Origin of the sequence: Vulcaniibacterium tengchongense, assembly GCF_003814555.1 — a bacterium.
GTDB classification, from domain to species: Bacteria; Pseudomonadota; Gammaproteobacteria; order Xanthomonadales; family Xanthomonadaceae; genus Vulcaniibacterium; species Vulcaniibacterium tengchongense.
Genome location: NZ_RKQN01000001.1, coordinates 222,541 through 243,477, shown reverse-complemented (window position 1 = coordinate 243,477; position 20,937 = coordinate 222,541). Strand labels below are relative to the sequence as shown.

Here is a 20,937-nt window from a genome sequence, read left to right as displayed (position 1 = left end):
ATGCCGCCCCCCCGGACCGGTCGGCGCAGCCTAGCGCAATAGCCGCCCGAAGGCAGCAAGGGCGTGCGGCTGCCTGCTCGCGCTCACTCCGCCGCCGCGAAGGTGGTCCGCAACGCGGCCCGCCAGTCCGGCAGGTCGAGTCCGTATTCCTGGCGCAGGCGATGCGTATCGAGCACCGAGTACGCCGGGCGTACGGCGCGGGTGGGGTAATCCGCCGTGGCGATCGGCACCAGTTTCGGCCTGCGCTCGAGACGCCCCGCCCGGACCGCCTCGTCGAAGATCGCGTCGGCGAAGCCGTGCCAGGTGGTTTCGCCGGCGGCGGCGAGATGGCGCGTCGCCGGCTCGCCGATCCCGCGCCTCAGGATCGCCGCGGTCACGTCGGCGATCAGCCACGCCGGCGTCGGGCAGCCGCGCTGGTCGGCGACCACGCGCAACTCCCCGCGCTCGGCGCCCAGCCGCAGCATGGTGCGCAGGAAATTGTGGCCGTACAGGCCGTACACCCAGGCGGTGCGCAGGATCAGGTGCCGTGCGCCGCTGGCGCGGACCGCCTCCTCGCCGGCGCGCTTGCTCGCACCGTAGACGCCGAGTGGCGCGGTCGGGTCGTCTTCGCGGTACGGCCGGGCGCCGCGGCCGTCGAACACGTAGTCGGTCGAGTAATGCAACAGCGGAATCCCGCGTGCGGCGCAGGCCTGCGCGATCCGACCCGGCGCCTCGGCATTGATCCGGAACGCGGCCTCGGGTTCGTCCTCGGCACGGTCGACCGCGGTGTACGCGGCGGCGTTGACCACCGCGTCCGGAGCGACCCGGGCCAGCAACGGGGCGACCGCGTCCGGGTCGCCCAGGTCTAGGGCTTCGCAGGCGGCGCCGTCCGGCAGGTGGCCGCCGCGGGTGGTCGCGACCACCTCGCCGAGCGGAGCCAGGCTGCGCAGCAACGCGTGGCCCACCTGGCCGTTGCCGCCGACGACCAGCAGCCTCATGGCGCGTACACCGGCAGCCGCTCCTCGGGGATCTCGTCCAGGAACGGCGCGTGCGCGTCCTTGTCCGACAGCGTCAGCTCGCTGAGCGGCCAATCGATCGCGAGGCGGGCATCGTTCCAGCGGATGCCGGCGTCCGCCTGCGCGTCGTAGGTCGCGGTGCACAGGTAGGTGAACACCGCGCGTTCGCTGAGCGCCACGAAGCCGTGGGCGAAGCCTTCCGGAATCCAGAAGTGGCGCTTGTTCTCGGCGCTGAGCAGTACCGCGGTCCAGCGGCCGAAATGCGGCGATCCGCGGCGGATGTCGACCGCCACGTCCCACACTTCGCCCTCGACCACCGACACGTACTTGCCCTGCGGCTTCGGCCACTGGTAGTGCAGGCCGCGCAGCACCCCGCGCCGCGACGACGACACGTTGCCCTGCACGAACCGGGGCGGCTGCAGGCCGTGCGCCGCCAGCTTGTCGTGGTTGAAGGACTCGAAGAAGAAGCCGCGGTCGTCGCCGAACACGCGCGGCTCGATCACCACGCAGCCGGGCAGATCGGTCTCGATCACTTTCACGGCACGTGTCCCCGTTCGGCCAGGCTCAGCAGGTACTGGCCGTAACCGCTCTTGGCCAGCGGTCCGGCCAACGCGGCGAGCTGCGCATCGTCGATCCAGCCGTTGTTCCAGGCGATCTCCTCGGGGCAGCACACGCGCAGCCCCTGCCGCGCCTCGATCGTCTCGATGTAGTTGGACGCTTCCAGCAGCGATTGATGGGTGCCGGTGTCGAGCCAGGCGTAGCCGCGGCCGAGCCGCTCCAGGTGCAGCGTGCCCTCCTCCAGGTAGCGGCGGTTGAGATCGGTGATCTCCAGCTCGCCGCGCGCGGACGGCTTCAATTCGGCGGCGAAGTCGCTGGCCCGGCCGTCGTAGAAGTACAGGCCGGTGACCGCGTAGTTCGAGCGTGGCTGCGCCGGCTTTTCCTCCAGTCCGATCACCTTGCCTTGGTGATCGAACTCGGCCACGCCGTAGCGCTCCGGGTCCTTGACCCAGTAGCCGAACACGGTGGCGCCGTGTTCGCGCTCGGCGGCGCGCCTGAGCATCGCAGTCAGCCCCGGGCCGTGGAAGATGTTGTCGCCGAGCACCAGGCAGCTGGGCTGGCCGGAGACGAAATCGCGGCCGATCAGGTACGCCTGCGCCAGCCCGTCCGGGCTGGGCTGGGCCGCGTACTCGATGCGCATGCCCCACTGCGAACCGTCGCCGAGCAAGGCCTTGAACAGCGCCTGCTCGTGCGGGGTGTTGATCACCAGCACCTCGCGGATGCCCGCCAGCATCAGCACGCTGAGCGGGTAGTAGATCATCGGCTTGTCGTAGACCGGCAGCAGCTGCTTGCTGACGCCCTGCGTGATCGGATACAGCCGGGTGCCGGAGCCGCCGGCAAGAACGATGCCCTTGCGATCCATGCGGCGACCTCAGGCAGCCTGGCCGATGCGTTCCAGGCGATAGCTGCCGTCGAGGACGCGCCGCACCCAATCCTGGTGATCCAGGTACCAGTCGACGGTGCGCGCGATGCCCTCCTCGAAGGTCACCGACGGTGCCCAGCCGAGCTCGCGCTTGAGCTTGGAGGCGTCGATGGCGTAGCGTCGGTCGTGGCCCGGCCGGTCGGCGACGAACGCGATCAGCGACTCGCGCGCGCGGCCGTCGGCCCGCGGGCGCCGCGCGTCGAGCAGCCGGCAGATCGTGCGGACCACCTCGATGTTCTCCCGCTCGGCGTCGCCGCCGACGTTGTAGGTCTCGCCGACCCGGCCGCCCTCGAGCACGCGCCGGATCGCCTCGCAATGGTCGCCGACGTACAGCCAGTCGCGGACGTTCCGGCCGTCGCCGTAGACCGGCAACGGCTCGCCGGCCAGCGCCTTGGCGATGACCAGCGGGATCAACTTCTCCGGGAACTGGTACGGCCCGTAGTTGTTGGAGCAGTTGGTGGTCAGGGTCGGCAGGCCGTAGGTGTGGTGGAAGGCGCGGACCAGGTGGTCGGAGGCGGCCTTCGACGCCGAGTACGGCGAGTTGGGCGCGTACGGCGTGGTCTCGGTGAACTTGCCGCTCTCGCCCAGGCTGCCGTAGACCTCGTCGGTGGACACGTGCAGGAAGCGGAACGCCGCGCGGCCCGCATCGTCGCGCGACTTCCAGTAGTCGCGCACCTTCTCCAGCAGATTCAGCGTGCCGACCACGTTGGTGCACACGAATGCGGCCGGGCCGTCGATCGAGCGATCGACATGGCTCTCGGCGGCGAAGTTGATCACCGCGTCGGGACGATGCTCCCGCAGCAGGCTCTCCACCAGCGCCGCATCGCCGATGTCGCCCTGCACGAACACGTGCCCGGGCGCATCGTGGACCTCGCGCAGGGTGTCGAGATTGCCGGCGTAGGTGAGCGCGTCCAGATTGATCACGCGGACCCCGCGCCGGACCGCGTCGAGGACGAAATTCCCGCCGATGAAGCCGGCGCCGCCGGTGACTAGCCAGGTGGGCACTGAATTCAACTCCTTGCCATGAAAGCGTTTGCCGACTCGCGGCATCGGTTATCGCTTCGGATCAGAACGGGATGTCGTCGTCGGCGAAGTCGTCGAACGCGGCCGACTTGGCCGGCGGCGCCTCGCGACGCGGCGGCGCCGCATCCTGGCGCGCCGGCGCGCGCGCCGGGCGCTCGCTGCGATATTCGCCGCCGCGGCCGGCGCCCTCGCCGCCCGGGCCGCCGAGCATCTGCATCTCGTCGGCCACGATCTCGGTGATGTAGCGCTCCTGCCCGTCCTGGCCGGTGAACTTGTCGTAGCGGATCGAGCCCTCGATGTAGACCTGGCGCCCCTTGCGCAGGTATTCGCCGGCGATCTCGCCGAGCTTGCCGAACAGCTTGACCCGGTGCCACTCGGTGCGCTCCTGGGTGTTGCCGTCGCGGTCCTTGCGCACGCTGGTGGTGGCCAGGCGGATCGTGGTCACGGCCATGCCGCCCTGGGTGTATTTGGTTTCGGGATCGTCGCCGAGGTTGCCGACCAGGATCACCTTGTTGATGCCGCGTGCCATGGGGTGCGTGTCCTTCAGTTCGTCGCCGTGGGCCTGGCGACCGACGGTGCAGTATAGCCGGGGCGGTCCGCCATCGGCCGGGCGCGCGCGTGCGCGTAGGGCTTTTCTGAACGCCGGCGCACCCGCCCCGTATAATTCGGGCCCCCACCGCCCCGGCCCGTCCAATGCATTCGAGCGCCTCCGCCCTGCCCGTTCCCGACCTGGCCGCGATCCAGGCCCTGACCCGGGACGACATGGCGGCGGTCGACGCGCTGATCCGGCGCCGGCTGGCCTCCGACGTGGTGCTGATCAACCAGATCGCCGAGTACATCGTCGGCGCCGGCGGCAAGCGTCTGCGGCCGATGCTGCTGCTGCTCGCCGCCGGCGCGCTCGCGCCGCGCGGGAAGGGCATCGGCGCCGACGCGCACCAGCTCGCGGCGGTGATCGAATTCATCCATACCGCGACCCTGCTCCACGACGACGTGGTCGACGAATCCGACCTGCGCCGCGGCCGCCGCACCGCCAATGCGGTCTGGGGCAACGCCGCCAGCGTGCTGGTCGGCGATTTCCTGTACTCGCGCAGCTTCCAGCTGATGGTGGAACTGGAGCGGATGGAGGTGATGCAGATCCTCGCCGACACCACCAACCTGATCGCCGAGGGCGAGGTGCTGCAGCTGCTGCACGTGCGCAACCCGGACACGGACGAGGCCGCCTACCTGCGCGTGATCGAGCGCAAGACCGCGGTGCTGTTCGCCGCCGCGACCCGCCTGGGCGCATTGCTCGCCGGCGCCGACGCCGCGACCTGCGATGCGCTGCACGACTACGGCCTCAATCTCGGCTACGCGTTCCAGATCGCCGACGACGTGCTCGACTACGCGTCGGACGCGCAGACGCTCGGCAAGAACCTGGGCGACGACCTCGCCGAGGGCAAGGCCACGCTGCCGCTGATCCATGCGATCGCGCGCAGCGACGAGGCCACGCGCACGCGCCTGCGCGGCGCGATCGAGCAGGGCGATACCGGCGCGATGGCGGACGTGCTCGCGGCGATCCACGCCACCGGCGGCCTCGACTACAGCCGCCGCCGCGCCGGCGAGTACGCGCAGGCCGCCGAGCGCGCGCTGGCCGGGCTCGACGGCAACGATTACGTCGCCGCCCTGCGCGGCCTGGCGAGGTACGCGGTCAGCCGCGACCACTGACGGCGGCCGCCCGCCGCGCCCGCGAGGATCGGCAGCCCCTCGCGCGCCGCCGCGAAGCGGGAGGCCGCCGCGGCGGCGCTCAACGCGCGGCGAAGCGCTCGGCGAAGAACGCGCGCATCATCGCCATCGCACGCCGCGCCGCGCGCTCGTCGTAGCGACAGTTGCTCTCCGGCGGGTTGCCCGCGTTTTCCTCCTCGGCGAAGCAGTGGCGCGCGCCGCCGAAGTTCACGAACTGCCAGTCGGCGCCGGCGGCGTCCATTTCCCGCTCGAATGCGTGGATGTCCTCGGCCGGCACCGAGGTGTCGGCGGCGCCGTTCAGCACCAGCAACGGGGCCCGGATCCGCTCGCCGGCGGTCGGCAGGTAGGCCTTGAGGCCGCCGTGGAAGCTGACGGCGCCGGCCAGTTCGGCGCCGCTGCGCGCCAGCTCCAGCACCGACGAGCCGCCGAAGCAGAAGCCGAGCGCGCCGATCCGCGCCGGGTCGAGCGGCGCCTCGCCGGCCTGCGCCTTCAGCGCGGCCAGGGCCTCGGCGACGCGGGCGCGCAGGGTGGTGCCGCCGTCGGCGTAGACCTTCCCGACCTGGGCGCGCGCCTCGTCGTCGTTCCCGGGGCGCACGCCTTTGCCGTACACGTCGGCGACCAGGACCACGTAGTCACGCCCGGCGATCCGCCCGGCCTTGGCCACCGCGGCGTCGGTCACGCCCTTCCAGTTCGGCACCATCAGCAGGCCGGGGCGCTTGGCCGGGCCGGCATCGTCGTAGACCAGCATGCCTTGGAAGCGTTGTTCGCCCACGCTCCACTCCACCGGCCGGGCCTGCATCGCGGCGAACGCCGGCAGGGTGCACAGGGACAACGCGAGGACGGCGGCGAGACGGCGCATGGCGGTTCTCCGGGACGGGGTTCGGTTGCGGAGCCTAGCGCGTCGTTCCGGCAAGCGCATGTCGCCAAGCTTCCCCGGGCATTCGCTCGCGCCGGGCGGCCGCAACCGGGGATGCCGCGCCGGAGATGATCGGAGCGAGGCGGCCGCGACGCCGCCCTGGCGCGACGTCGCAAAACGCGCCCATGCGGGCGCTTCGCGGCATCCATGTCGCCGCCGCCCAGCCCCATGGCCCCTGGCCTGTGGCGCCTGGCAGAGGATCGCCCCCCATGACGCATCGGCGCGGCGCCGGATCGAGCGAGGCCGGCGTCGGTCAGGCGACGCCCAGGCCCGGAATCGAGCTGATCGCCTCGGGATCGAAGCCCGCCAGTTCGGCGAAATGGCGGCCGCGGGCGACGTAGTCGCGGTAGGCGCCGAAGCTCGGCGCGCCGGGCGAAAGCAGCACCACGCCGTGGTCGCCGAGCGCGCGCCGCGCCCGCGCCACCGCATCGGCCAGGTCCGCGGCGGCCTCGAGGCGGAAGCCGGCCTGCGCCGCCACCGGCGCCAGCAACGCGTGGATGCGCGGGCCGTTCTGGCCGAGCGTGATCACCGCTTCCGGCGCGCGCGTGCGCATCGCCGCGGCGAACTCGTCCCACGGCAGGCCGCGGTCGTGGCCGCCGAGCAGCAGCGCGACGCGGCGGCCGCGGAAGCAGTCCAGCGCGGCCAGGCTGGCGTGCGGCGTGGTGCTGATGGAATCGTTGACGTAGACCAGGCCGGCGCGCGCGCCCAGCGTCTGCAGGCGGTGCGGCAGCGGCCGGAACGAGGCCGCATGCGGCGCCAGCGCCGCCGCGTCCACGCCGATGGCCTCGAGCGCGGTCAGCACCGCGCACAGGTTGCCGCGGTTGTGCCGCCCGGGCAGCGGCAGGGCGCCGGTGTCCATCACGAAGGCGTCGCCGCGATGCAGCGCGTCGCCGCGCAGGTGCCAGCCGTCCTCGCGTCCGAACCAGCGCACCTCGCTGTCCGGCAGCGCGAGCGCGGCCAGGACCGGGTCGGCGGCGTTGAGCACGGCGAGGCGCGGCCGCGCCTCGGTCAGCAGGCGCAGCTTGTCGGCGACGTAGCGCTCGTGCGAGCCGTGCCAGTCCAGGTGCTCGGGAAAGAGGTTGAGCGCGACCGCGACCTGCGGCCGCGCGCCGCTGCCGGCGACGTCGCCGGTCTGGTAGCTGGACAGCTCGATCGCCCAGCACTCCGGCGCCGGCTGCGGATCGAGCAGCTCCAGCAGCGGCAGGCCGATGTTGCCGGCCAGCGCGGCGCGATGCCCGCCCGCGCGCAGCAGGTGGGCCAGCAGCGCGGTGGTGGTGCTCTTGCCCTTGGTGCCGGTCACGCACAGCGAGCCGGCCACGATCCCGTCCCGCCCCGCGTGCTCGGCGAACCACAGCGCGGTGCCGCCGACGAAGCGCGTGCCGCACGCGGCGGCGGCCTGCGCCTCGGGCTTGTACGGGCTGATGCCGGGCGACTTCACCACGATCTCGAACGCGGCCAGGCGCTCCGCATCCGCCGCGCTTTCGACGCGCAGCAGCGCATCGCCGAGCGCAGCCGCGTCGACCGCCTCCTCGGCGCTGCAGAACAGCGTCAGCGGCAGCGCCGGCAGGCGCGCGCGGATCGCGCGGTGGGCGGCGCGACCCTCGCGCCCCCAGCCCCACAACGCGACGCGGCGGCCGTCAAGCTGCGAAATGCGCACGCAGGCGCTCCCACAGCGCGGGCGGGATGCGGTGCTCCCCGTCGAGCGCGAGCAGCGGCTCCAGGCGCAGTTCGTCCGCATCCAGCTGCGGCCGGATCTCGCGGGCGAAGCGTTCGACCAGCGCGTCCTCGCGCCATTCCGGCCGCTCCGCCAGCGCCGCCATCGCCGCGCGCGACTCGCGGCCCTCGCCCACGCACTCGAACGGCTTGTGGTTGCGATACTCGAGCAGCGCGTCGAAGCCGCCGGTCTGCGCCGGGTCGTCAAGCAGGTTGCGGCCGAAGATGCCCACCAGACGCGGCTTGGGCATGAACGGCGCCAGCGCCAGGAACACGAAATGGCACTTCGGGCACACGCCGCACCAGCGGTTGGCCGGGCGCTCGCCGAGGATGTGGAAATTGCGGTTGCAGCTGGAGAAATGCGCGTCGTAGCGGTCGGTTCTGGCGAATTGCCGCGCCACCGCCAGTTCGCTGAGCGGGCGCAGCAGCGAGTAGTAGCGCAGGTCCGCGGCGACATGGCGCTGCACGTACTCGCCGAACGCCCGCTCGCAGGCCCAGCCCTTGGACCACTGGTGGTTCACCTCGCCCGCGCCTTCGATCAGGCTGCCGTAGCTGGCCGAGCGCTCGTTCGAGAACACGACCTGGTCGACCCCGTGCAGCAGCGCCGCCAGCACCAGGATCGCCGAGTTCAGCACCGTCACCGGGATATGGCCGTTCCACGCGCCCTCGCGGTTGTAGTCGAACAGCTGCGGCGCGAGCTGCCGGCCGATGTTCAACGTCGGCAGCCCGGTGCGCTCGGCGCAGGCGCGGATCAGCTGCGAGCCACCGATCCAGGCGACGGTCTGTTCCGCCCCCAGCGCGCGCAACGCTTCGATGCTGACCAGCGAGTCCTTGCCGCCGCCGATCGCGACCAGCGCCTGCGCGCGCAGGCCCAGCGCCGGGGCGGCCGCGGGTGCGGCCGCGCCGTGCGGGAAGCGGATGCGCCCGTGCAGGTCCAGGCCGTTGCGGTAGGCGAACTCGCCCAGGCCGTTGACGTAGAGGGTTTCGAGCAGCGCCGCGGTGTTGGCGTCGATCGCGTAGGACTCGATCCGGATCTCCTCCGGCACCGCCGCCTTGTAGTAGCTGACGCCGGCGATCAGGTGCAGCAGCCGCAGCGCGCGCTCGACCGCGGTCCGTCGCGCGCCGTCGCGCGCGGCGTCGCCCCGGAAGAACGGCGCGCCCGGCACCGTCACCGTCTCGACCAGCTCGGGGCCGTCGTCGAAGGCATAGACCAGCTCGGCCACGCCGCGCTCGGCGTCGAAGCCGCAACGCACGAAGCGGAAGCTGCGGATCCGGTCGCGTTCGAATTTCCAGTCGCTCATTTCGTCGGTCGCATGGGGCGGGTCTCGGCCCGCCAGGGGTGGGGGCGCTGCGCGGCAACGCGGGCGAGGGCCCGCTTCATGGCGCTCATTCGATCACGTCTTCGGCCGGCAGCGCGCGCAGGTTGTAGGTGTTGGCCATCGCCATGCCGTAGGCGCCGGCGTCGGCGACCAGAATCGTGTCGCCTTCGGCGGTCGCGCGCGGCAGCGGGCGATCGCGGCCGAGCACGTCGCTGCTCTCGCAGATCGGCCCGACCACGTCGAAGGCCGCGGCGTCCGCGTCGTCCAGCCGGCTCAGGTTGAAGATGCCGTGGTAGGCCTCGTACATCGCCGGCCGCATCAGCGCGTTCATGCCGCCGTCGCAGCCGACCCGGCGCACCCCGTCCTTCTCCACCGTCTGCGTCGCGGTCAGCAGCAGCACGCCGCTTTCGGCGACGAGATAACGGCCGGGTTCGATCACCAGGCCGTAGCGCGGGTACGCCGCCTTGATCTCGGCCAGGCCCTGCCGCCACAGCGCCAGGTCGAACTGCGGCGCCTCCGGCGCGTACGGGATCGGCAGGCCGCCGCCGATGTCGATGCTCTCGACCGTGCCGATGCCGTCCGCGAGCCCGGCCAGCTGCGCGTACACGCCGCGCCAATGCCGCGGATCCTCGATCCCGCTACCGAGGTGCGCATGCAGGCCGACGATGCGCACGCCGAGCCGGCGCGCCTGCTCGACGAAGGCGTCGAAGCGGGTCATCGGCAGGCCGAACTTGGCCGCGCTGCCGCCGGTCTTGACCTTCTCGTGGTGGCCTTCGCCGTGGCCGAGATCGACCCGCAGCCAGATCGCGCGGCCGCGGAACGCCTCCGGCCAGCGCTGCAGCGCCTCGACATTGTCGACGGTGACCACCACCCCGCGCGCGAACGCGGCCTCGTACTCGCGCCGCGGCGCGAAGCTCGGCGTGAACAGCACCCGCTGCGGGTCGAAGTCCGGCAGCGCGGCGAACACGCGCTCGACCTCGGCCAGCGACACGCATTCCAGGCCGAAGCCCTCGCCCGCCAGCGTGCGCAGGATCGCCGGGTGCGCGTTGGCCTTGATCGCGTAGAAGCAGCGGTCCGCCGGCGAGTCGAGCAGGTCGCGGGCGCGCTCGCGCACGGTGGCCAGGTCGTAGACGTAGCGCGGCGTGCCCGACCGCGCCTGCGCCAGCAGCGCCTCGCGCTTGCCGCGCCACCACGCCGGCGCGCGCCGCGGCGCGCCGTGCGCGATCTCGCGCCAGCTCGGCCCGAACACGCCGGCGTCGCGCACCGGCATCGCGCGCGAACGGATCAGCTCGGCGTGCAGGTGCGGCAACAGGCCGTCGGCCTCGTTCTCGTCGATGACGAAGGTGAGGTTGAGGTCGTTAGACGACTGCGAGATCAGGTGCACGCGCTCGCGCCCGAACGTCGCCCACACGTTCGACAGCCGGTGCAGCAGCGAGCGCATGCCGCGCCCGACCAGGGTGATCGCGGCGCACGGGGCGATCACCTTGACCCGGCAGATCTCGGCCAAGTCCGCCGACAGCGTCTCCAGCACGTTGGTGGTGACCAGGTTCTCGCTCGGGTCCAGCGACACGGTGACGTTGGTCTCCGAGGAGCCGATCAGGTCGATCGACAGGCCGTGGCGCTTGAAGCGTTCGAACACGTCGGCGAGGAAGCCGACCTGCTGCCACATGCCGATGCTCTCCATCGACACCAGCACGATGCCGTTGCGGCGGCTGATCGCCTTGACCCCGGGCACGGCCGCGGCGGCGGCGTCGATGCGCGTGCCCGGCAGGTCGGGGCGCTCGGTGTCGAGGATCGCCATCGGCACGCCGGCGTCGCGGCACGGCGCGATCGAGCGCGGATGCAGCACCTTGGCGCCGGTGGTGGCGATTTCCTGCGCCTCGGCGTAGTGCAGCCGGGTCAGCAGGCGCGCGTCCGGCACCTCGCGCGGGTTGGCGCTGAACATGCCCGGCACGTCGGTCCAGATCTCCACCCGCTGCGCCTTCAGCAGCGCGCCGAAGTACGCCGCCGACGTGTCGGAACCGCCGCGGCCTAGGATCGCGGTGCCGCCGTCGAAATGGCGGGCGATGAAGCCCTGGGTGATCAGCAGCGGCGCCGGTTGCGCGGCGAAGCGCGCGGCGAACCCCTTGCCGTCGAGGTGGCAGTTCACCGACAGCCGCTGCGCCCAGGCGCTGGCGTTCGGCAGCGACGCCGCGTCGAGCCAGTCGCGCGCGTCGCACCAGCCGAAATCCAGGCCCTGCGCGCGCAGGTAGGCGCAGCCGAGCGCGGACGAGAGCAGCTCGCCCTGCGCCAGCACTTCGGCCTGCCAGTCGAGCGGCCGCCGCGCCGCGCGCGGATCCTCGCCCAGCGCGCGCAACGCGGCCAGGCGCGGGCCGAGCACCGCATCCGGGTCGAGATCGAGCTCGGCGCAGAACGCGCGGTGGCGCTCGACCAGCGCGGCGATCCGCGCGTGGATGCCTTCGCCATCGGCGATCGCCTGCAGTTCGTTGGTCACGCCCGAGAGCGCCGACACCACCACCAGCACCCGGGCGCCGTCCTCGGCCATGCGTTTGGAAGCCAGGCGTCCGATCGTGTCCCAGCGGGTCCGGCGGGACACCGACGTGCCGCCGAACTTGAGTACGACCCAGCGATTTGCTTCCGCCACCGCAGCTTCCTCTGATGAACGAGCGAGTGATTGTGGAGTTGAAGGGAGAGAACGAGCGGTCCGTCGGGTATAACGATCGCTTCTGGAACCATGCGCGCCGGCGCCGCCGGCGAAGGCCTAGAATGGCGCGCCCCGCGCGGCCGCAAAGGTCCGCAATTCTAGTCGAAATATCGCCCCGGACCCCGCCCGCATGACCCAGCGCCGCTACCTGCAACTGGACGTATTCGCCGACCGGCCCGGCGCCGGCAATCCGCTGGCCGTGGTGCTCGACGCTGAGGGGTTGGGCGACGCGCAGATGCAGGCGATCGCGCGCTGGACCCGGCTGCCGGAGACCACCTTCGTGTTCCCGCCGGCCGCGCCCGGCGCCCACTACCGCGTGCGCATGTTCAGCCCTCGCCGCGAGGTGCCGTTCGCCGGCCATCCCAGCGTCGGCACCGCGCAGGCGGTGCTCGATGCCGGCCTGGCCGCGCCGCGCGACGGCCTGCTCTGGCAGGAAGGCCTGGCCGGCGTGCTGCCGCTGGCGGTGCACGGCGACGGCGCGCAGCGCACGATCGCGGTGCGCACGCCGCGCGCGCGCGTGGTCGAAGTCGCCGCCGGCGGCGACCCGCGGCTGGCGTCCGCGCTGCGCGGCCTCGCGCTGGGCGCGCTGCCGCCGGCGCTGATGGACGGCGGCCGCCGCTGGTGGCTGGCCGAGCTCGCCGACGAGGCCGCGCTGCGCGCGGCGACGCCGGACTGGGAGGCGATCGCGGCGCTGGCCGAGGCCAGCGAGAGCATGGGCCTGTGCGCGTTCGCGCGCGCGCGGGCCGGGGCCGGCTACGACCTGGTCGTGCGCGCCTTCGTCGGCGCGCCGGCGCGCTTCGAGGACGCCGCCTCGGGCGCGGCCAACGCCACCCTCGCCGCCTGGCTGCACCACAACCGCGCCCTGCCCGGCCGCGACGGCCGCTATGTCGTCAGCCAGGGCCGCGAGGTCGGCTTCGACGCGCGCCTGCAGTTGCAGGTGGATGCCGACGGCGAGGTCTGGTCGGGCGGCCGCGTCTGCCACGTGGTGCGCGGCACGATCGACTGGGCGTAATGGCGCGCCGCGGCCGTGCGGCGGGCGCCCGTCGGCACGCTATGCCGCGGATGAACGCGGAGCGAAATGGCAGCCCGGCCACAGCCGATCCGCGAAGGCGGAACCGGTGGCCTCGAGCCAGCGAAAGCCAAGGCGCCGGACTTCTGCGCGGGATGGCGGGCGACGCCGGGGCGCCCGCCCTTCCCCGAACGCATCGCCGCCCGCGCACCGGGCCCAGGTCTCATCCGCGTTCGTCCGCGATCCGCGGCCGCCACGCTTCTATTCGTCCGGGCGCACGTCCACCCGCACCCGGATGCGGTCGCCGGGGTGGCGGTCCATGCGGGTGAGGTAGGTGCGGCCGGCGTATTCGTAAGTGACGTCGTAGGCATCGACGCCGCGCTCGCCGGCGGGGTAACCGCCGGCCGGCTCCGGATCGCAGACCCGCACCGAGCCGACCCGGTCGCGCTGGCTCTGTTCGTAGATCTGCCGGCCGGCCATGCCGCCGACCATCGAGCCGATCGCCGAGGTGGCGTAGCGCGCGCTGCCGCCGCCGACCTGGCTGCCGACCACCGCACCGACGATGCCGCCCACCACGGTGGCGACGGTGCGCCCGGTCTCGCTGCCGCCGCTGCGCGGCGCGCCGTAGGGGTCGTAACGGCCGTCGTCGCGCCGGTAGCCGTCGCCGCCGACATAGGTCGGCCGCTCGTAGCAGCGCACCGCGCCGCTGTCGGCGTAACGCTCGAACACCGGGTCGACCCGCACCACCCGCGCGTAGTCGCTCTGGTAGCCGCCGGAGTACGAAGGGACCGGGTCGTAGCGCGACTGCGCCGACGCGGCACCGGCGGCGGCCAGAGCAAGGACGAGGGTGCAGGCGAGCGGGCGGTTCATGGCGGGCTCCGGCCGAAGGGCGGTGGAGCGGATCGTCGGGGCCGATCCAGCAACCGGCGCTGAACTCCGGCGCCGGAAACGCTTACCGGTTCGAGGCGACCCCGGCCTGACGGCAGGCGGCCAGCCACTGCGCGACGCGCAACGCCAGCGCGGCGGCGCCGGTGCCGAGCAACGGGCCGACGTGGCTCGGCGAATCGGCCTGCCACAGCGTGCCGCCCCAGGCCGCGGCGAGCTCGGCGGTCAGCGGCGGCGGCACGTCCCCGTCCTCGCGCGAGGCGATGCACAGCAGCGGACAGCGCGGCGGCGGCGCCGCGACGCCGATCGCGGCCGCGCGCAGCACGGCGCCGGACTCGTCGCGCCAGCGCCGCGCCGCGCACAATGCGGTGGCCGGATCGGCATCGGCGAGCGCATGCCGGGTCGAGGCCAGCCGCGCATCGCGCCCCCAGGGCACCACGTCGGGCCAGTCGCGCGGCGGCAGCCGTCGCGCCCACGGCGCCGGCGGCAACGGGTTGACCAGCACCAGCGCGTCGGCGCCGTCCGCGCACGCGGCCGCCAGCAGGCCGCCGAGGCTGGCGCCCGCCAGCGCACGCGGCCGGGGCAGGGTTTCCAAGGCCGCGCGCACTTGCCCGCGGTAATCGTCGAATGTCGTCGCCGCCAGGCCGTGCGGCGCCGGCACCAGGTCCGGCGCCGCGGTCTCGATGCCGCGCGCGGCGAACGCGGCGCGCCACAGCGCCCATTCCCAGCCGCCGCCGCCGGCGCCGTGCACCAGCAGCGCATGGCGCACGCGCGCCGCGCCCGCGCTCACCCGGCCAGGGTGGCTTCGAGTTCGATCGGCACCGCCTTCAGCGCCTTGGAAATCGGGCAATTGGCCTTGGCGTCCTCGGCGATGGGCTGGAACCGCGACGCCTCCAGCCCCGGCACGTCGGCCTCGACCCGCAACCGGATCCGCGAGATCGCCGGCCCGCCCTCCATCGACAGTTCGACCTCGGCGCGCGCATCGATCCGGCGCGGCGGGTGCCCGGCCTCGCCCAGCTTGGCCGACAGCGCCATCGCGAAGCAGCCCGCATGGGCCGCGGCGATCAACTCCTCGGGATTGGTGCCCTTCTCGTCGCCGAAGCGGCTGTTGAAGCCGTAGCGGGTGCCGTCGAGCAGGCCGCTCTGCGGGGTGCTCAGCTCGCCCTTGCCGCTTTTCAGATCGCCTTCCCAGCGCGCGGTGGCGCGACGCGTGATGCCCATGTGCGGACTCCGTTGGTGTGAGGGACGCACAGGGTAACGCCGCGGCGTTAGCGCGGCATGCGCGGGCGAGCCGGCGCGGCGAGGCCGGCCGCGGCCGCACTTGACCCCACCCGGCGCGCGGCGCGAGCCTTGCCGTCCGGCCTCCGGGCCGGCTTTCGCCATGACCGCCCGCCGAGCGCCGCGCTCCGGCGCGAAGCGCGGACAGCCATGACGCACGCGGTCCCCGTGGGCCCGGCCGCCTCGGTCGCGCTCCCCGATCGCGCGGTTCTCTCCGTCGAGCCCGGCCGCCCGGCCGGACTTCCCGCAAAGAGGCAGGCAGGGAGGAAGGGTCATGTCCTACAGCACACAGCAGATCCGCAACGTGGCCTTGGCAGGCCACCCCGGCGCCGGCAAAACCACCCTGTTCGAAGCCCTGCTGCACGCCGGCGGCGCGATCCAGACGGCAGGCAGCATCGAGCGCGGCAGCACCGTGTCCGACTTCGACCCGATCGAGAAACAGCGCGGCCACTCGATCGACATCGCCATCGCCGGCGTCGACCACGCCGGCATCCACGTGAACCTGATCGACACGCCCGGCTATCCCGACTTCCGCGGCCCGGCGCTGGCGGCGCTGGCGGCGGTGGAGACGGTGGCGATCGTGGTCGACGCCGACGGCGGGGTCGAATACGGCACCCGCCGGATGATGGAATACGCCAAGGCGCGCGGCCTGTGCCGGGCCCTGGTGGTGAACAAGATCGACCACGACGGCGCCGCCAACGCGCAGCTGCTCGAGGCCCTGCGCGAGACCTTCGGCCCGGAATGCCTGCCGTTGAACCTGCCCGCCGACGGCGGCAAGCGCGTGGTCGACTGCCTCCGCGGCGGCGGCGGCGACAGCGACTTCGGGCCCGTCGCCGACTGGCATCGCCGGATCATCGACCAGATCGTCGAGATCAACGAGACGGTGATGGAGCACTACCTGGACCTCGGCGAGGACGGCCTCGCCGGCGAGGAGCTGCACGACGCCTTCGAGCAATGCCTGCGCGAGGGCCACCTGGTCCCGGTGCTGTTCTGTTCGGCGCGCAGCGGCGTGGGCGTGCGCGAGCTGCTGGACGTGGCCGAGCAGTGGTTCCCGAACCCGGCCGAGGCCAACCCGCCGCCGTTCCGCAAGGGCCGCGGCGCCGACGCGCGGCCGATCGAAGCGGTGCCGGACCCGAAGGCGCACGTGATCGCCGACGTGTTCAAGATCGTCAACGACCCCTTCGTCGGCAAGCTCGGCGTGTTCCGCGTCTACCAGGGCACGATTCGCAAGGACACCGCGCTGTTCGTCGACGACGGCAGGAAGCCGTTCAAGGTCGGGCACCTGTTCAAGCTCAAGGGCAAGGACCACGTCGAGATCGACTGCGCGCTGCCCGGCGACATCGCCGCGGTGGCCAAGGTCGAGGAACTGCATTTCGACGCGGTGCTGCACGACAGCCACGACGAGGACCACATCCACCTGGCGCCGCTGGATTTCCCCAAGCCGATGTTCGGCCTGGCGGTGGAGGCGGCGAGCAAGGGCCAGGAGCAGAAGCTCGCCGCCGCGCTGCACAAGCTGGCCGAGGAGGACCCGTGCTTCGCGGTCGAGCACCAGACCGAGACCAACGAGACCGTGGTGCGCGGCCTGTCCGACCTGCACCTGCGCATCAACCTCGAGCGCCTGCGCGACCGCTACGGCGTGGAGGTGAGGTCGCGGCCGCCGCGCATCGCCTACCGCGAAACCGTCAGCGCCAAGGCCGAGGGCCATCACCGGCACAAGAAGCAGACCGGCGGCGCCGGCCAGTTCGGCGAGGTGTTCCTGCGCATCGAACCGTTGCCGCGCGGCGGCGGGTTCGAGTTCGTCGACGAGGTCAAGGGCGGCACCATCCCCGGCCAGTTCATGCCGGCGGTGGAGAAGGGCGTGCGCCAGGTGCTCGGCAGCGGCGCGGTCGCGGGTTACCCGATGCAGGACGTGCGGGTGATCGTCTACGACGGCAAGCACCACCCGGTCGACAGCAAGGAAGTCGCCTTCGTCACCGCCGGCAGGAAGGCCTTCCTCGATGCGATCGCCAAGGCCAGGCCGCAGGTACTGGAGCCGATCGTCGACCTCGAGGTCAGCGCGCCGGAGCAGCACATGGGCGACATCAGCGGCGGCCTGGCGGCCAAGCGCGCGCGCATCAACGGCACCGACAGCGTCCGCGGCGGCGAGATCGTGATCAAGGCGCAGGTGCCGCTTTCGGAGCTGGAAGGCTACGCCGCCGAGCTCAAGTCGATCACCGCCGGGCGCGGCCGCTACTCGCTCGACTTCAGCCATTACGAGCCGGTGCCGCCGCAGGTGCAGCAGAAGCTGGTCGAGGCGTACAAGCCCAGGCCCGAGGAGGATTGACGCCCCGTACGCGGATGGAGCGGTGCCGCGCACAGAACGATCCGCGGGCGCGGGTGTCGCGGCGCTTGCGCACGACGGAAGATCCCGCATCCGCCGATCCGGGCCGCGCCATCGCTGCAATGCCTCGCTCCGCCGGAGCGAGGGGTGGATGCGGACTTCACCGGTTCCGGGCCAAGCTGTCGGCGGTTCGGCGGCGAAGGACACGCGTATGCGGTACCGAGCGGTGGGCGGCGGCGTTCTGGCACTCCTTGCGGCGATCGCGGCCGCCACCGTGGCACCGGCCTGGGCGCAGGCACCCGGCGCCAGCCGGGCGGTGCCCACGTTCCCGCGCCCGCCCGGCTTCCCGGACCCGGCCTGGCGGGTGGAGTACCTGGGCGGGGAAAGCGCGCCGCCGATGCGGGTGCGCACCGGCCCCGGGCAACTGGAGCCGCTGTATCGCCGCCAGGCCGACGGCAGCTACGCGCCGGCGCGCGCCGCCGGCTACCGCATCGCGAACGCCGCCTGTCCGTCGCTGCCCGCGGGCCCGGACCCGGTCACCCGGATGATCGACCTGGCCGCGGCGGAATGGGCGCATTTCGGCCTCCCCGTGCTCGACCTTTCGCTCGACCACGCCAGCCTGGTCCCGCGCCGGACCGCGCCGCCGGACCCGTACGAGATCGTGCCGCCGCGCCGCAACGCCTCGCTGGGCCATCGCGTGCTGCGCCACGCGCCGCGGCTCGGGCTGATGGAGGACGACGCCGCCGTGCGCGCAACCATCGCCGGCTATTGGGCCGCGACCGGCAGCGAGGAGGCGTTGCGGGTGCAGAGCCTCGTCGAGTACGGCTGGCGCGAGACCGGCTGGGCGATGCCGTGGTCGGCGGCGTTCGTGTCCTGGCTGGCCTGCGAGGCCGGGCTGACGCCGGCGCAGTTCCGCCGCAGCGGCGCGCACTACGACTACGTCCGCGCCGCGGTGCGCGCCCGCGACGGCGAGGACGGCGAGCATGCCTACCTCGCCTACGCCCTGGCCGAGGCCGTGCCCGCGCCCGGCGACCTGCTGTGCACCGCGCGCGCCGACGGCCGGCTGGCCTCGCTCGACGACGTCCGCCGCGGCGATGCCGGATCGACCGCGCTGCATTGCGACCTGGTGGTGAAGACCGCGCCGGCGCAGCGCCGGCTGTACGCGATCGGCGGCAACGTCAACCACGCGGTGACCTTGTCGATGATCGCCACCGACGGCGCCGGCCGGCCGCTCACCGATGCCGACGCGACCGGCGCGCACCGTTGGTTCGCCGTGCTCAAGCCGCGCCGCGGCCGCCCGCGTCACGACCTGGACGGCACCCCGACCGTCGCCACGCTGTACCGCGACTACGCCCGCTACGCGACCGGCCTGCGCGCGCCCGCGCCGTTGCCGTTGCCGCCGGCCGGCCGCGAGCCCGGGTCGGCCCCGGCCGGCGAACCGGAACCGGCGGCGCCGGCGCGCGCCGGCGATGCCGCCCGCTCGCCGCGCCGCCGGTCGGATCGCCGCCCGCGCGCCGCCGCGACGCGCTAGCATCGGCCGTTCGCTGCCCCGGCCGCGCCCCGCCGCGCGGCGGGGCCATGCCGGCGGCTTCGCACCGCGTTTTCCGCGGCGCGGGTATCGTCCGGGCCGACCCGTGGGGCCCTGGACGTACCCGCGCCGCCCTTCGCGCAGCTCCGGCGCGGCGCTCCGCCGCCGCCTCGGGCACACTGTCGCTTTCCCGCGAATGCCGCCATGCCGCTGTTCGAGCCCGCCACCCTGCTCGCCTATCTCGCCGCCGCGACCGTGCTGGTGCTGATGCCCGGCCCCGGGACGGCATGGATCGTGGCCCAGGCACTGGCGGGCGGCCCCGGGCGCGGCGCGCGCGCCGGGCTCGGGCTGGAGACCGCGACCCTGCTGCACGCGGTGGCCGCGGGCCTGGGCCTGTCGGCGGTGCTGGCGACCTCGGCGCTGGCGTTCGAGACCGTCAAGTACGCCGGCGCCGCCTACCTGGTCTGGCTCGGCGTCAAGGCCTGGCGCAGCGGCCATGCGCCCGCCGCGGAAGCGGACCCGGCCGCGGCCGGCGCGCGCGGCGTGTACCTGCGCTCGGTCCTGACCGGCCTGCTCAATCCGAAGGTGGCGCTGTTCTTCCTCGCCTTCCTGCCGCAGTTCGTGCATCCCGAGCGCGGGCTGGTCTGGCTGCAGTTCCTGGTGCTCGGCGCGCTGCTGGCGCTGGTCGGGCTGTGCAACGACTTGGCGCTGAGCTTCGCGGTGGGGCGATTCGGCCGCCGACTGCGCGGCGGCGCGGGGCCCTGGACCCGGCGCCTGACCGGCGCGCTGTTCGTCGGCCTCGGCCTGCGCCTGGCCCTGCAACAGCGGAACTGAATCCGCCCGCGCCGGTCTGTCTCCCGTCCCTCCGTTCGCCGACGCCCCCGTGTCCTTGCACCGCCTTTCGCTCCTGCCGCTTCTCGCCGCCGCGTTCCTGGCCGCCTGCCGCGACGACGCCGACCCCGCGCGTTCGGCCGCGGCCGGGTCCGGCGAGCCGTCCCTGCCCGCTCCCGCGGGTGCGCCCGGCCAGGGCGTGACCGGCATGCCCGATCGCCCCGGCCCCGGCCCGGTGGGACCGCCGCAGCCGGATCCGGCGCTGGCGCTGGATGCCCTGGGCGACCGGAGCGGCCCCGCCGATGCGGCCCAGCCGCCGGCCGCCGGCCCGCCCGCGCCGGCGGCGGCCGAACCGACGCCCGAGGACGCCGTCCAGGTGGTGCGCGACTACTACGCCGCGATCGACCGTGGCGACTACGCCCGCGCCTATGCGCTGTGGTCGGACGGCGGCCGCGCCAGCGACCGGACGCTGGAGCAGTTCGCCCAGGGCTTTGCCGACACCGTTTCGGTGGAGGTGGAGGTGATGGCGCCGGGGCCGGTCGACGCCGGCGCCGGCCAGCGCCACATCGAAGTGCCGGTGGCGCTGACCGCCACCCATCGCGACGGCGGCCGGCACCGCTTCGTCGGCGCGTACACCCTGCGCCGCGCGGTGGTGGACGGCGCCACGCCGGAGCAGCGCGCCTGGCGCATCGGCTCGGCCGACCTGCGCGAAGTGCGGCCGTGAGCCGGTGACCGCGCGCGCCCTGCCCGGCCCGCCCGCCGCCGACGCGGGGCCGGCCGAGGCCTCCGCCGCACCGCGGCTGGTGCTCGACACCAACGTCTGCCTGGACCTGTTCGTGTTCGCCGACCCGCGGCTCGCGCACCTGCATGCGGCGCTCGCGGCCGGCGCGGCGGTCGCGGTCACCGACGCCGAGTGCCGCGCCGAATGGCGACGGGTGCTCGGCTACCCGAAACTGCGGCTGGACCCGGCCGCGCGCGCGGCGGCGCAGGCGCGGTTCGACGCGCGGATGCGCTGCCTCGACACCGATGCCGCGCCCGCCGCGCCGCTGCCGCGCTGCGCCGACCCGGACGACCAGAAGTTCCTGCGCCTGGCCCAGGCCGCGGGCGCGCGCTGGCTGCTCAGCCGCGACGCCGCGCTGCTGCGCCTGGCGCGGCGGGTGCGGCGCCAGGGCCTGTTCGAGATCCTCGAGCCGCAGGCGTGGCGGCCGTGAGCC

At 73.6% G+C, this 20,937-nt stretch carries 19 protein-coding genes; 7 read left to right on the top strand and 12 right to left on the bottom strand.

Annotation, left to right across the window (positions count from 1 at the left end):
• Positions 1–83: 83 nt before the first annotated feature.
• The 5 genes from rfbD to ssb all read right to left on the bottom strand — a co-directional run bounded on the left by rfbD (position 84) and on the right by ssb (position 4,027).
• On the bottom strand, positions 84–977 hold the full coding sequence (gene rfbD / locus EDC50_RS01175; RefSeq protein WP_123768651.1) for a dTDP-4-dehydrorhamnose reductase: 894 nt from the start codon (positions 975–977) through the stop codon (positions 84–86).
• The gene (gene rfbC, locus EDC50_RS01170; protein ID WP_123768650.1) at positions 974–1,534 is read right to left on the bottom strand and encodes a dTDP-4-dehydrorhamnose 3,5-epimerase; all 561 of its coding nucleotides are present in this window, start codon (positions 1,532–1,534) and stop codon (positions 974–976) included. Before rfbC ends, rfbD begins: the two co-directional genes overlap by 4 nt.
• On the bottom strand, positions 1,531–2,415 hold the full coding sequence (gene rfbA / locus EDC50_RS01165; protein WP_123768649.1) for a glucose-1-phosphate thymidylyltransferase RfbA: 885 nt from the start codon (positions 2,413–2,415) through the stop codon (positions 1,531–1,533). The genes rfbC and rfbA overlap by 4 nt, the downstream gene beginning before the upstream one ends.
• A gap of 9 nt (positions 2,416–2,424) precedes the next feature.
• The gene (gene rfbB, locus EDC50_RS01160) at positions 2,425–3,480 is read right to left on the bottom strand and encodes a dTDP-glucose 4,6-dehydratase (RefSeq protein WP_123768648.1); all 1,056 of its coding nucleotides are present in this window, start codon (positions 3,478–3,480) and stop codon (positions 2,425–2,427) included.
• 61 nt (positions 3,481–3,541) lie between these two features.
• Entirely contained in the window at positions 3,542–4,027 is a 486-nt protein-coding gene (ssb, locus tag EDC50_RS01155) for a single-stranded DNA-binding protein (RefSeq protein ID WP_123768647.1), read from the bottom strand.
• Between the two features lie 164 nt (positions 4,028–4,191).
• Between ssb and EDC50_RS01150 the strand changes: the two genes are divergently transcribed.
• Positions 4,192–5,202 carry a polyprenyl synthetase family protein gene (locus EDC50_RS01150; RefSeq protein WP_123768646.1) on the top strand — a complete coding sequence of 337 codons (1,011 nt, stop codon included), beginning with the start codon at positions 4,192–4,194 and terminating at the stop codon, positions 5,200–5,202.
• 79 nt (positions 5,203–5,281) lie between these two features.
• Here EDC50_RS01150 and EDC50_RS01145 read toward each other — a convergent pair whose 3' ends face one another.
• The 4 genes from EDC50_RS01145 to EDC50_RS01130 all read right to left on the bottom strand — a co-directional run bounded on the left by EDC50_RS01145 (position 5,282) and on the right by EDC50_RS01130 (position 11,812).
• Positions 5,282–6,079 (bottom strand): dienelactone hydrolase family protein, encoded by a 798-nt coding sequence (locus EDC50_RS01145; protein WP_123768645.1) that lies wholly within the window; start codon positions 6,077–6,079, stop codon positions 5,282–5,284.
• Positions 6,080–6,389: 310 nt separating this feature from the next.
• A complete protein-coding gene (gene murD / locus EDC50_RS01140; protein ID WP_123768644.1) occupies positions 6,390–7,793 on the bottom strand; it encodes a UDP-N-acetylmuramoyl-L-alanine--D-glutamate ligase in 1,404 nt (467 codons plus the stop codon).
• The gene (murL, locus tag EDC50_RS01135) at positions 7,774–9,150 is read right to left on the bottom strand and encodes a UDP-N-acetyl-alpha-D-muramoyl-L-alanyl-L-glutamate epimerase (protein WP_123768643.1); all 1,377 of its coding nucleotides are present in this window, start codon (positions 9,148–9,150) and stop codon (positions 7,774–7,776) included. Before murL ends, murD begins: the two co-directional genes overlap by 20 nt.
• A gap of 85 nt (positions 9,151–9,235) precedes the next feature.
• The gene (locus EDC50_RS01130) at positions 9,236–11,812 is read right to left on the bottom strand and encodes a bifunctional aspartate kinase/diaminopimelate decarboxylase (protein ID WP_123768642.1); all 2,577 of its coding nucleotides are present in this window, start codon (positions 11,810–11,812) and stop codon (positions 9,236–9,238) included.
• 190 nt (positions 11,813–12,002) lie between these two features.
• Here EDC50_RS01130 and EDC50_RS01125 point away from each other — a divergent pair, with 190 nt between their 5' ends.
• Complete coding sequence (locus tag EDC50_RS01125; protein WP_123768641.1) at positions 12,003–12,884, top strand: PhzF family phenazine biosynthesis protein; 882 nt, start codon at positions 12,003–12,005, stop codon at positions 12,882–12,884.
• 258 nt (positions 12,885–13,142) lie between these two features.
• Here the strand turns inward: EDC50_RS01125 and EDC50_RS01120 are convergent, their stop codons facing one another.
• The 3 genes from EDC50_RS01120 to EDC50_RS01110 all read right to left on the bottom strand — a co-directional run bounded on the left by EDC50_RS01120 (position 13,143) and on the right by EDC50_RS01110 (position 14,987).
• Positions 13,143–13,751 (bottom strand): glycine zipper 2TM domain-containing protein, encoded by a 609-nt coding sequence (locus tag EDC50_RS01120; RefSeq protein ID WP_123768640.1) that lies wholly within the window; start codon positions 13,749–13,751, stop codon positions 13,143–13,145.
• An 82-nt stretch (positions 13,752–13,833) separates the two neighbouring features.
• Positions 13,834–14,556 carry an alpha/beta fold hydrolase gene (locus tag EDC50_RS01115; RefSeq protein WP_123768639.1) on the bottom strand — a complete coding sequence of 241 codons (723 nt, stop codon included), beginning with the start codon at positions 14,554–14,556 and terminating at the stop codon, positions 13,834–13,836.
• A complete protein-coding gene (locus EDC50_RS01110) occupies positions 14,553–14,987 on the bottom strand; it encodes an OsmC family protein (RefSeq protein WP_123768638.1) in 435 nt (144 codons plus the stop codon). Before EDC50_RS01110 ends, EDC50_RS01115 begins: the two co-directional genes overlap by 4 nt.
• 331 nt (positions 14,988–15,318) lie before the next feature.
• Between EDC50_RS01110 and fusA the strand changes: the two genes are divergently transcribed.
• The 5 genes from fusA (at position 15,319) to EDC50_RS01085 (ending at position 20,934) form a co-directional block, all read left to right on the top strand.
• Entirely contained in the window at positions 15,319–17,367 is a 2,049-nt protein-coding gene (gene fusA, locus EDC50_RS01105) for an elongation factor G (protein ID WP_123768637.1), read from the top strand.
• 208 nt (positions 17,368–17,575) lie between these two features.
• Complete coding sequence (locus tag EDC50_RS01100) at positions 17,576–18,895, top strand: DUF2272 domain-containing protein (RefSeq protein WP_170167577.1); 1,320 nt, start codon at positions 17,576–17,578, stop codon at positions 18,893–18,895.
• A gap of 201 nt (positions 18,896–19,096) precedes the next feature.
• On the top strand, positions 19,097–19,726 hold the full coding sequence (locus EDC50_RS01095; RefSeq protein WP_123768635.1) for a LysE family translocator: 630 nt from the start codon (positions 19,097–19,099) through the stop codon (positions 19,724–19,726).
• A 205-nt stretch (positions 19,727–19,931) separates the two neighbouring features.
• Entirely contained in the window at positions 19,932–20,447 is a 516-nt protein-coding gene (locus tag EDC50_RS01090; protein WP_123768634.1) for a hypothetical protein, read from the top strand.
• Between the two features lie 4 nt (positions 20,448–20,451).
• The gene (locus tag EDC50_RS01085) at positions 20,452–20,934 is read left to right on the top strand and encodes a PIN domain-containing protein (protein WP_338419810.1); all 483 of its coding nucleotides are present in this window, start codon (positions 20,452–20,454) and stop codon (positions 20,932–20,934) included.
• Positions 20,935–20,937: the final 3 nt, after the last annotated feature.